Below are 12,422 nucleotides of genomic sequence, written 5' to 3'. Positions count from 1 at the left end.
GATATCTGGTTACGATGGTTCAACGTATCGTACCTTTTCGAGGCGAGAATAAAATGAAGAAGTTTTTCACGGTGGTGTAAATGATGTCTAATCAAAATGAAAGCGGTAATCGACTTGTTTCAGTTATCACTCCTACTTATAACTCTGCAAAGTTTATTGGTGAAACGATTGAATCGGTCCTTGCCCAAACGTATACAAACTGGGAAATGGTGATTGTAGACGATTGCTCTTCCGATGAAACTGTTCGTATCGTAAAAGAATATGTGGCAGGTGATAATAGAATTAAGCTCATCCAACTAAAAGAGAATAGTGGCCCTGCGATTGCCCGTAATACGGCAATCGAACATGCTTGTGGACGCTATTTAGCATTTTTGGATAGCGACGATCAGTGGCTACCTCATAAGTTAGAGAGACAACTACAATTTATGCAAGAGCACGAGATCGCGTTTTCTTTTACCGATTATATGAATATGAATGAGGATGGTACAGAAACAGGGGTAGTCACACACGCTCCGAAAGAAGCAAATTACCATCAACTTTTAAAACATAATACAATTGGTTGTTTAACGGTTATGTTAGATACCGAAAAGACTGGTAAAGTAAAAATGATCAACATTCGCACTCGTCAAGACTATGTATTATGGTTAACAATTTGCAAGCAAGGCTTCACTGCCTATGGGCTTCAAGAAGTATTAGCGAATTACAGAAATGTAGGCAACTCGGTCTCAAATAACAAATTAAAAATGGCGAAGCAAAATTGGAAAGTCTACAGGCAAATTGAAAACATTAGCTTAGTAAAAAGTCTATGGTATTTTGTCCATTATGTGTACTTTAAGTTAAAAAAATACGTATCTCAAAAAGTAGGTAGACCAAGTAACAAATATAGTGAAAAACAGCGCAGACAATATGAATAAAGCTTCTCTTAAATCTAAAAAATCAAAAGTCTTGCGTTCCCACAAACAAGTTCAGTAACCCGGGTCGCTTGATCAGCAAATTTTGTTATAGACTTATGGGAGCAAAGTGTGATAATAATGATGTTGGAATTAATGAGCTTCATAATTTCCAAAACCGAGATGCATAAATCTATAACTAGATATTGTATCTTCGTTGTGAGAATAAAGAATGATGAAAAAAATTAAATATAGGAAATATACTTTTACTAACAACATGTTAGTGATGAAGTCGAATGGCGGTGTAACGAAGTTTTATGCGTAAATATATAGAAGAAATGCTAAAAAGGAAAGACCTTTTAATTTATTTAGTAAAATCAGGATTAAAAGCAGAGCATCGTAATAGTTATTTAGGCTATTTTTGGTGGTTGTTAGATCCTCTACTAGGTGTTTTAGTTTACTATTTTTTAGTAGGCGTTATTTTAGGGCGTGGTGGCGAGAACTTTGCAGTATTTCTTGTCATCGGGTTAGTTGCTTGGCGATGGACAAGTACGACTGTAAGTACCGGTGCAAAAGCAATTTTGAAATACTCATCGATCATTAATCAGGTGTATATGCCAAAAGCGATTTTTCCGCTGACGATCTCATTTACCCAATTCATTAATTTTACGTTTGGGCTTGTTGTCGTAGCAATATTTTTACTATTCTTTGGGGTCGCTCCTGGTTGGCAAGTCGTTTATTTACCATTTATTATCCTAGTACAATTATTATTCTTATTGTCAATTAGTTTATTTTTAGCTTATATATGTGTATTTATTAGAGACATAGATAATCTCCTTACGCATCTGACACGGATTTGGTTTTACTCTTCCCCTGTTATCTGGGAAGGTGGCCGTTTATCGGGAGCCGCAGATGCTCATTGGTGGGTTCAACTTATTATAACCATTAATCCATTTGCCCATATCGTTACAGCGTATCGTGATATTCTTATGTATCAAACAACACCACAATTTACAGGATTAATTATCATTGGTGGTTTATCGTTATGTACTATAATTGCATTGGTGTATTACTATAATCGAAACGAACACAAAATTATTAAAGCACTTTAAAAGAGGGTTTTTAATCATGGTATTACTATCAGATAATAAAAATAGAGAACCAATTAATCAGTCTCGGGAAGTGGTGATACGTGCGAAAAATCTAGGTGTATCCTTTCAAACAGGGTACCGAAAAGATGACTATAAATCTCACGTATTTAACCTTTTTAAAAAAAATAAAGACCCAAGAGAAAACAAAGTTGTCTGGCCATTGAGAAATATTGATTTTACTGGCTATAAAGGTGAAATTCTAGGAATTATTGGGTCAAACGGTTCTGGAAAAACGACACTCTGTAAAATCCTATCGGGCATACTTACCCCTGATGAAGGGGAAGTTTACGTGAATGGCCGTGTATCAGCCCTATTTTCCTTGGGAATGGGATTTAAAAAAGAGTTGACAGGTCGAGAGAATGTCTATTTAAACGGTATGATGTTAGGAATCGAGAAACATAAAATTCATGAATTTATCGATGAAATCCATGAGTTTTCGGGATTAGGCAAGTTTTTAGACAAGCCAATGAAAACTTATTCGAGTGGGATGAAGGCAAGGTTAGGCTTTAGTGTCGCGGCATTTTTGGAACCGGAAATTCTCATTTTGGATGAAGCGTTAAATACTGGAGACCTTAGCTTTAGTCGGAAGGCTGCAGAAAAAATGAGAGAGCTTGTCACAAAGGCAAAAATGGTTATCCTTGTCACGCACAGTCTTCGTTATGCAGCGAAAAATTGTGACCGCCTTATTTGGTTAGAAAAAGGGACAATTCGGGCAACTGGACAGCCTAGTGAGATTGTCGAGATGTACCAAGAGTCTGTACCAGAAAGAACGCGTAAACCGAGAAAACGCTTGGAAATTGAGAAAACAAATGCAAATGTGAAAGAACGAACGGTTGTTAAGGCTGAAAATTTAGGGGTTTCATATCATGACAAAAAAGATAAGTTTTGGGCATTAAAGGACCTTAATTTTGACATTAAAGAAGGAGAAGTTGTTGGGATTATTGGTCATAATGGGGCTGGAAAAAGTACTTTGTGTAAATTGATGACGAAAATTTTATCACCTGATCAAGGAACATTAACACTTAACGGTGAAACAACGGCTCTTCTTGGCTATGGAACAGGCTTTAATTCTCAGTTATCAGGCCGCGATAATATTTTTCTAAATGGGATGCTTTTAGGGATACCCAAAGAAAAAATTGAAAATGATTACCAAAACATTATTGACTTTTCCGGCTTGAAAAAAGCGATCGATAAACCGGTGAAAAACTATTCAAGTGGAATGCAAGCAAGGCTAGGTTTTAGTATTGCAGCGACGTTGCAGCCGGATATTTTCATTATAGATGAAGCCCTTTCTACAGGAGACTTATCATTCAAACAGAAAGCTAGCGAAAAAATTCAAGAGATGATGGAAAAGGCCAAAGCCGTGATTATTGTTTCTCACAGTATGAGTTTTGTTGAGAAAATTTGTACACGTGCAATCTGGATTGACAAAGGTGAAATCGTTTTTGATGGAGATCCAGAGGAAGCGGTAAAACAATATAAATTAAAATATGATCAAACAAAAGCAGCTCCTAAAAAGAAGAAACGTAAGAAACGAAGAAAGAAAAAGATTGAAACAACAAGTAATGAATAGGTGTTGAAGTCGAGATGGTAAAAACGTTCATTCGAAGAATCATTAGTCTTATCGAATGGTTCATGTATAAACTGATTGGTCCGAAACAACGAGAATTCTTTAAAAATAAATTAACAGACAAACAAAAGCATTTCATTAAGAAATTTATGTTTTCAGGAAAGTGGCAGCGACAAGAAATTGGTCTGGCGAAACACCGACTGTATAACCTCGGTTTCACGAAGCGCGCTTTTAGTCACCTTCAAGACTTGTCTCGAAAAAAAGATGAGCCTTATTTAAGTCGACTTGCCAACTGGGAACTTGCGTTATGGCATGCTAATCTATATAGCAAAGAAGATGCGCGTAAATGTCTTGATTTGTTACAACAAGCTACACACGATGAAAAAGATCCGGCGCGTCTCCGTCAAAAAACTATTATGGAAGCAGAATGCTATGAAATACTTGGAGACATTCTAGCAGCAAAGCAAGTATTAGCGCCGATCCTTGATAACGAAGAACATCCGGATGTTTATTTAGCAGCTGCAAACCTTGAGTCGGACATGTCGCGGAGGATGGATTGGATTAACAAAGCGTTACAACTGTACAACATTACTCCTATTACTTTAGATGAAGAAAAAATGGGGAACGAACCTGCCTACGACTGCATCGTGTCAGAGCGAAAAAATAGTCAAGTAGAAACAACGAATACGCCGAAAGTAACGGTAATCGTACCCGTTTATAATGCCGAAGATGTTATTCATACATCTTTGGATGCAATCCTTTCACAAACATGGACAAATTTAGAAGTGCTTGTTGTCGATGACTGCAGTAAAGATTCAACGGTAAATGTAGTTGAAGAGTATGTAAAGCAGGATTCTCGAATTCGATTAATAAAAGCTGAGAAAAATGGTGGAGCGTATGTTGCTAGGAATTTAGCACTCCAAGAAGCTACAGGTGATTTTGTGACGATCAATGATGCAGATGATTGGTCACATTCAGAGAAAATCGAAATACAAGTCCGCCATTTAATGAAAAATCCAGAGATCATTGGGAACACATCTCAACAAGCTCGTGCGACGAATGACCTGAAATTTTACCGTAGAGGAAAACCAGGTACGTATATTTTTAGTAATATGTCTTCATTTCTGTTTCGACGTAAAGAAGTGATGGAGAAGCTTGGTTTTTGGCATTGTGTTCGTTTTGCGGCAGATTCTGAGTTTATTAGACGGATTAAAAAAGTATTTGGCGAAAAAGCAATTGTAGAGTTACCGACGGGACCACTTTCGTTTCAACGTCAAACGAGCACGTCATTAACAGGGAATTCAGCTTTTGGTTACCATGGCTACAAAATGGGAGTAAGAAGAGAGTATGAAGAAAGTCATGACTACTTCCATCAAACATCTGAAAATCTATATTACGGCTTTCCTGAGCAAACACCTCCTTTTGCTGTACCAGAACCAATGTGGCCAATACGAGAAGAGAAGCCAAATGGTTATCGTCATTTTGATGTCATTTACGCATCAGACTTTCGAGCCGATGAGCAAACTGTGATGACAGAAGTAAAGGAAATTCGTTCATTAATAAAAAAGGGACTAAGAATCGGTCTAGCTCAACTGTTTCAATACGAACTTAGCCCTGATAAGAAAGTAAACCGAATCATTCGTGATCTCTTGAATGGAGACACGGTACAAATGGTCGTATATGGGGAAAAGATAACTTGTCATACGTTAATGATTAGACGTCTACCAGTCCTGAAAGATTGGCAAAAGTATATTCCCGAAGTGAAAACAGATGATATTCGAATTGTCGTTGATCAACTATCACAACCTAATAGCGAAACAGCTTCTAATTATATCAACCAGTGCGAAAAGCATCTCAAAGAGTATTTCGGAAAAAGTGGCATTTGGTACCCACAAAGTCCAAATGTTCGCAAGGTGCTTCAAAACGATGTGAATTCCGTGACCCTGTCAAATAAAGCTTGGAACCAGGGGGAGTTAATCATTGAAAAACAGTGAACACTCAGTAAATGAAAAGGATAGACAGCAGCAATTAGTAACGAAACTAATAAAACGTGAGGCCGATGTGCAGCGGTTACAAAACCAACTTAAAAAGATTGAAAAAGAACGAGAGATTGTCTCCAAAAACTATAAAACAATTACAACAAGTCCACTTTGGAAGCTTTCATGGACACTACGAATGTCACTAAAACTAGTAAAAAAACTTTGGAGTTCTACCCAAACTTTTTTACTAGGTTCTAAATATATGAATGTAATGAAACAAAACAAGGAACTAACCGAAACGAAAATTAAGCTTGAAATACAACTGAAATCAACAAAAGAAAAGGTTAAGGTAGCAAATAAATCTTTGCAAACCTATGCTAAACGTGAACAAGTGTTATTAATGGAATTACAAAAACTTGATCAAGGCGAGTTACTCAAATATGTAAAAGCAGCAAAAGAGAACGGTCAGATTATCGATTGTATTGATCACCTCGTTGAAAACAAAGCAAAGCATGACGAACAATATAGCACGGCTCTTAAGTATGCAGCAAAACTGTTTATCAATGCTGATGAAGAAATGAAGCACCTCGTTTATCAAAAAGTATTAAAGGGGTTAAAACTAGAAGAAATTCCTGAATTTATTGTACGAGCAGCGGAAACATCAGATACTCTACAGCTTCATCAAGTATCGTCGTTTCGTGCCAACCTAAATATGCGTGCAAGAATGAAACAACTTAAGGAAGAGATGCCTGAATGGATTCTTGACAATAAAGTTGATGCCTATTCTTTTGTCGATGAATTTGAACTGAAAAGACCTTGGATATCCGATCAGCGTTATTTGGTTTCTAACTTACCTGAAAAAGAAGGGATTGTCATAAAGCCAGTTGACGGTGCCGGGGCACGCGGTGTGTATCTTGTACTTGCTACAAACAAAATATACGACGTAAAACGGTCGCAAATGCATCACAGTTATAACGAGCTTAAAATGTATATCCAAGAAGATCTTGATTTAGGTTGGGTTCAAAACGATGAATGGATGATTGAAGAACTTGTTTATGAAAATGAAAAAGAAGCAATTCCAGCACGTGACCTTAAGTTTTATTGCTTCTATGGCAAAGTAGGACTCGTTTTAGAAGTACAAAGATACCCAGAAGTTAACTATTGCTGGTGGACAGCGAGTGGTGAACGTATTTCTACAGGAAAATATGAGGACAAACAATTTGTTGGTGTTGGAGTAACGGACGCTGAGGTAAAACTTGCAGCCACTTTAAGTTCACAAATCCCTGCCCCCTTTATTCGAATTGACTTCTTAAAAGGTCAAAAGGGAAATGTATTTGGTGAATTCACGCCAAAGCCGGGCAATTACGATCAGTTTGATTCAATAACGGACGAATTGTTAGGGGAGTATTACCTAGAAGCAGAAGGCCGACTCATGAAAGATCTATTAGCAGGAAAGGAATTTATCCCTTTTCGTAAAATACAATCACAACAAACAATAACTAGATATAATTAATCGATTGAAGAGGCGATGTTTAAAATGGAAATAAAGAAAAATGTTTGGCTTCCCCACCTATCAGATGAAGTAGTATCCGATGCAACCGGGCATGAACTTTGCCCATATTTAGTCGCCTTGGAAGGATGGCGAAGAGGACTAACGTTAAAGTGGTATACGAATGATGCCAACCAATTTCATCAGATGAAAACATGGTTTGTCGACAAACCAGGGAAACTATTTTCACTAAGCTCTGAAGATCGAACACATTACTTCTTCCGAACAAGAGGAGATAAAGTTTCAAATGAAGCCGTAGAAATTGGCGCCGATAAACAAAATACGAAAAACTGGCTCTCAAAAGTTGGAGTTCCGGTCCCGGTTGGCAAAAGGTTTGCTTCGACCGTTTCGAATGAAGATGTTTTTAATGAAGCCTTAACGATTGGATTTCCTCTGGTCGTAAAACCGACAGATGGTAGCTTTGGTAGAGGAGTAATGACGAACATTCAAACAGAAGAAGAGCTACAATATGCATTAATCTATGTTCGATCAGAACTTAATTATCCAGATATAATAATTGAAAAATATATACAAGGTGAAGATTATCGCCTGTACGTTGTCGGAGACAAAGTCATTGGAGCAATGAGGAGAATTCCGGCAAACGTTACCGGCGATGGATCTAGTACAATAGCAAAATTAATTGATTTGAAAAATGAGCAAAGAAAACAAAATCCTCGCTTGATTAGTTGCCCGATCAAAATTGACCATGAGTTAAAAGGGTTTATCGAGCAAACGGGTTATACAATTGATAGTGTTCCGAAAAAAGGTGAACAAATATTTGTAAGAGAAACGAGCAATATATCACTTGGCGGTGATCCTATCAATGCAACAGGTGATTTATCTCCTGAAATCAAAACGATTGCCATCGAAGCTGTGAAAGCAATTCCTGGTTTACACCATTGTGGAGTAGATATGATCTTTGATCAGAAGAACCCTACTTCGGCAGTTGTCATTGAACTTAACCCAACAGCCCAAATAGGTTCTTTATTGTTCCCGATGGAAGGACAAGCGAGTGATATTCCAGCTGCAATTATTGATTATTATTTCCCGGAAACGGTCAATGTTGAAAAAACGAATCATTACTTTGATTTCAAAAGTGTCCTACAGCCATTAACTAGTAAGACGGCAATTGTCGTTGAAGTTGCATCTGCTCCTTTAGGATATGTATATGCAAAAAAATATACAGTTTCTGGTGATGTACACAACGTAACGTATCATCAGTGGCTTAGAAAGCAAGCGCTTGAAAGAAGTTTAAATGGCTATATTAAAATTATCCACGATGAGTTGATTGAAGTTGTTGTCGGCGGAACAAACAAAGAGGAAGTTGATCAGTTTCAACATATTCTAAATAAAGACCCGAGAAATTATACAATTACAAACATCAGTAGTGAAACATGGAAAAAACCGATACGAATAGGCTTTGAAATTCAAGCAGAGCTAAAAGAATTAGTTGCTGAAGTGAAGAAAATGAATAAAGAGTTAGAAAAGCTAGAAAAGGAACGAATTCGTGTCGAAAAGAAATATTTAAAGTTACAAAACAATCGATTGTGGCGATTAACCTTACCTATTAGGAAATTGTTAGATATACTAAAGGGTATTTTCAAACCGACAAACTAATTAACGTGTAACATAATAGCGAGAAACTAGCCTCATGTTTTGTGAATGAAAGAGGAGGAGCTTATGGAAAGAAATAATAAATATTGGTTACCTCATCTAGAAAATGCCCTACCGACAGAAGCCTTTAGTGACAACCTAAGCATGTACACAATTGCTTTGGAAGGCTGGCGAAGAGGTTTAACATTAAAGTTTTTTACGATAAATACGGTAAAAGGTGAGTTAAAAGTTAGATATTCTTTAACTTATCAAGATAGAGAACATAAATTTTCTCTTTCAAAAGGAGATAAAATTACCTCAGAGGCCATTACTACATGTAAAAGCAAAGAGTTAACGAAGCAAGTGCTAATAAAAGCCAATGTCCCAACCCCGATAGGAGATAGCTTTAGTTCGGAAACTAGTGATGAAGAAATCGTTATGTACGCTAATTCCATTGGATACCCTCTCGTTGTAAAACCAACGGATGGAAGTCTTGGAAGAGGGGTAATGGTTAATCTGCAAGATGAGGCGAAATTGAGACAAGCTTTAACATATGTTCGCAAGGAACTTAACTATACAGATGTCATAGTCGAACAGTTTGTTGAAGGAGAAGAGTGCCGCATCTATGTAATCGAGGATAAAGTGATTGGGGCGGCCAATCGAATTCCTGCTAATGTGATTGGAGACGGAACAAATAACATAGAAACGTTAATTGCATTAAAGAATAAAGAAAGAAAGAAAAACCCTACCTTATCTAAACGGCCGTTAAAAGTAGACAATGAAGTGTTCGAGTTACTTGCCTCTTCAGGTTATACGTTACAGAGCGTCCCGAAAAAAGGAGAACAAGTATTTTTACGACAAAAGAGTAACCTTTCTGCTGGGGGAGACCCTGTTGATTATACCGATCAACTTACTCCAGAAATAAAAGACATTGCTGTTAGAGCTGTCAAAGCGACTGGAATGCTTCATTGCGGCCTAGATATGATGATTAACAAAGAAAAGAACACCGGATCAATTATAGAAGTGAATTCACGAGCGCACTTTGGTTCCATTATGTTCCCAATGGAAGGTGTTGCTAGAGATGTCCCAAAGGCAATAGTTGACTATTATTTTCCTGAAACCGTCGATGCAGAAAAATCGTCGTACTATTTCAACATGAAACAAGTCATGGATATACTTAAAAATAAACTTGCCGATGAAGTGATCATCCCACCTGCACCACAGGAAGAACACGTAGCAAGAAAATATACTGTGTCTGGAGACGTTCAAGGTGTAGGTTATCGACGCTGGGTACAAAAGCAAGCTCGTTTTTTAAAATTGTACGGATTTGCTGAAAACCTTAAAAACGGGAAAGTAATCGTTCTGATCTCAGGTCAAAAAGAATCGGTTGAACAATTTGATCAACGGATTCATAACGAAGGTCCAGAAAAAGCCATTGTGAAAAAAGTGATGAAAAGCGAATGGACGAAACCAGTGAAGGTTGGCTTCGAAGTTTTAGGGCAAAATATATCAAAATACACGATACGATTAGAAGCAAAGTTGAAAGATGAGAAAGAACTGACGAAAACCGTAACGAGTGAAAAAGAAGCGATGGAAAAGAAATATGAGAAATTAATCAATAGTCGCACGTGGCGATATACATCTTCCATTCGTAAACTAGCAAGTTTCCGTAGACGCTTGTTCCAAAAAGGTTAATCATCATCCATTTTATTAACCACAAACTGTTAAGACCTGAGTGTTCTATTAGCCACGTATTATTCGTTACGATGTTGATACGAATAAGGGATTTGGAAGAAAGATGGAGGTTTATATGGAAGGTAATGAAAAGCACTGGTTACCGCATTATATAGATGCTGTGCCAATAGAGGCATCTAGAAAGAAAACGAGTATGTACGTTATTGCATTAGAAGGCTGGCGCCGTGGAATGACGTTGAAATTTTATAATAAAAATGAAGACAATAAATTACAAATCCGCTATTCGCTTAGCCATCAAGGTCATGAGCATCACTTTCAAGGTTCAAAAGGCGATAAAGTGACTGAAGAAGCATACAATGTTTGTGATAACAAAGGCTTAACAAATGAATATCTTTCTAAAGCAGGAGTCCCGATACCACAAGGAAAGAAGTTTTCTGCAGAAACAAAAGATTCTGAGATTCTTCACTATGCCAAAACGTTAGAGTTCCCTCTTGTACTGAAGCCTACGAATGGTTGTGCAGGAAAAGGTGTTATTGCCAACATTGAGACAATTGAAGAATTGAAAGAAGCATTAGTGTATGTGCGTAAAGAAATCAATTATCCAGAAGTTATTGTTGAACAATTTGTGACTGGAGAAGAAATTCGTGTCTACGTTCTAGGTGACAAAATCTTAGGTGCTGCCAATCGTAGACCAGCCAATATTGTTGGCGATGGGGTCAATACCGTCCAACAATTAATTCGAAAAAAGAATCAAGAGCGAAAGAAAATACCACATTTATATTTCCGTCCAATTAAGGTAGATAAAGAAGTGCGGCATTCGATTGAGGGAGCAGGATATACATTAGATAGTATTCCAAAAGCCGGTAAACGGATTTATTTAAGAAAAATTAGTAACGTTTCCGCTGGAGGGGACCCTATCGACTTTACAAATCGACTAACGGACAATATGAAGAATATTGCCATTAGTGCGGTCAAAGCAGTACCTGGATTAGTTCAATGCGGTGTTGATATGATTATTGATGAAAAAAGGGATAGAGGTGTCATATTAGAGTTAAATACGAAAGCAGGTATCGGCTCTCATATTTTCCCGATTGAAGGCTATGGACGTGATATCCCAAAAGCCATTATAGACTATTATTTCCCAGAAACAAAAGAGATGCATAATCCAGACTCGAAGGTTTTCTTTGATTTAAAGAGTATTATTGATTCTCTGCAAAGAAGATCGTCTATTGAAATTGAAGTAACACCAGCACCAACAGAAACGTTATTTGCAAAGAAATTTACCCTTTCCGGAAGTGTTTCACGTAGGAGTTTTCATTCTTGGATCAAAAAAGAAGCGCTAAGTCGAAACTTACATGGTTCTGTTAACAAATTAAGAAATGGTGATATTGATGTATTGATCGCAGGGGCAAGCGAAGCCCAAGTCGATACGTTCAAAGAACTACTATCAAAACATTTCGCAACTGCACAAATAGATGATATAGCAGAAGAACGTTGGCAGCACCCTGTCAAAGTAGGCTTTGAAATTTCCAATGAACTTACTACGATGACCTTAGAGCACCTCGAAGATGAATTGACAATGATAAAGAAAGAAATGGAAAAAGTTCAAAGAGAACGAAAACGATTTGAACGACGTACGAAAATGATTGTTCAAAGTCGTTCCTGGAAAATGATAGAACCGTTAAGAAAACTTTTTCATTTTTTCAAAAAAACATTAGCTGTTAAGTGAATCTCATCCTACAGCGATTAAGCGACTTTAATGTCGCTTAATCATATGGAATGAGTAAATCGATTTGAATCTAAAAGCTCGGCTGAATGCCAAGCTTTTTTTATACTATCAAGTATAAAATTTTTTTGGATGATAAGAAAAGCTAAGGCTTTTGCCATTAAGACCTGGGGATAAGCCAAGTTTTTCTAATCCTATTCTTAAGGGGTAGTAAAGCCTCCGTTGATTGAAGTTCAGCTTTATCAGAAAATTTTTTCCAATAGGTGGTA

General features: G+C 37.2%; 8 protein-coding genes. All 8 read left to right on the top strand.

Annotated elements, in window-relative coordinates; translation table 11 throughout:
• The first annotated feature begins 80 nt into the window (after positions 1 to 80).
• The 8 genes from BKP45_RS03380 to BKP45_RS03345 all read left to right on the top strand — a co-directional run bounded on the left by BKP45_RS03380 (position 81) and on the right by BKP45_RS03345 (position 12,156).
• Positions 81 to 914, top strand: a complete 834-nt coding sequence (locus BKP45_RS03380) for a glycosyltransferase family 2 protein (protein ID WP_071388340.1) — start codon at positions 81 to 83, stop codon at positions 912 to 914.
• Between the two features lie 293 nt (positions 915 to 1,207).
• On the top strand, positions 1,208 to 2,002 hold the full coding sequence (locus BKP45_RS03375; RefSeq protein ID WP_071388339.1) for an ABC transporter permease: 795 nt from the start codon (positions 1,208 to 1,210) through the stop codon (positions 2,000 to 2,002).
• Positions 2,003 to 2,018: 16 nt separating this feature from the next.
• Positions 2,019 to 3,614, top strand: coding sequence for an ABC transporter ATP-binding protein (locus BKP45_RS03370; RefSeq protein WP_071388338.1), 1,596 nt, complete (start codon positions 2,019 to 2,021; stop codon positions 3,612 to 3,614).
• A 14-nt stretch (positions 3,615 to 3,628) separates the two neighbouring features.
• Positions 3,629 to 5,605, top strand: coding sequence for a glycosyltransferase family 2 protein (locus tag BKP45_RS03365; RefSeq protein ID WP_071388337.1), 1,977 nt, complete (start codon positions 3,629 to 3,631; stop codon positions 5,603 to 5,605).
• A complete protein-coding gene (locus BKP45_RS03360; RefSeq protein WP_071388336.1) occupies positions 5,592 to 7,103 on the top strand; it encodes an ATP-grasp fold amidoligase family protein in 1,512 nt (503 codons plus the stop codon). Before BKP45_RS03365 ends, BKP45_RS03360 begins: the two co-directional genes overlap by 14 nt.
• Before the next feature lie 24 nt (positions 7,104 to 7,127).
• Positions 7,128 to 8,756, top strand: a complete 1,629-nt coding sequence (locus tag BKP45_RS03355; protein ID WP_071388335.1) for an acylphosphatase — start codon at positions 7,128 to 7,130, stop codon at positions 8,754 to 8,756.
• Between the two features lie 63 nt (positions 8,757 to 8,819).
• Entirely contained in the window at positions 8,820 to 10,427 is a 1,608-nt protein-coding gene (locus BKP45_RS03350) for an acylphosphatase (RefSeq protein ID WP_071388334.1), read from the top strand.
• Positions 10,428 to 10,542: 115 nt separating this feature from the next.
• Positions 10,543 to 12,156 (top strand): acylphosphatase, encoded by a 1,614-nt coding sequence (locus BKP45_RS03345; RefSeq protein ID WP_071388333.1) that lies wholly within the window; start codon positions 10,543 to 10,545, stop codon positions 12,154 to 12,156.
• Positions 12,157 to 12,422: the final 266 nt, after the last annotated feature.

Source organism: Anaerobacillus alkalidiazotrophicus, from assembly GCF_001866055.1.
This window is presented reverse-complemented; position numbering and strand designations above follow the sequence as displayed.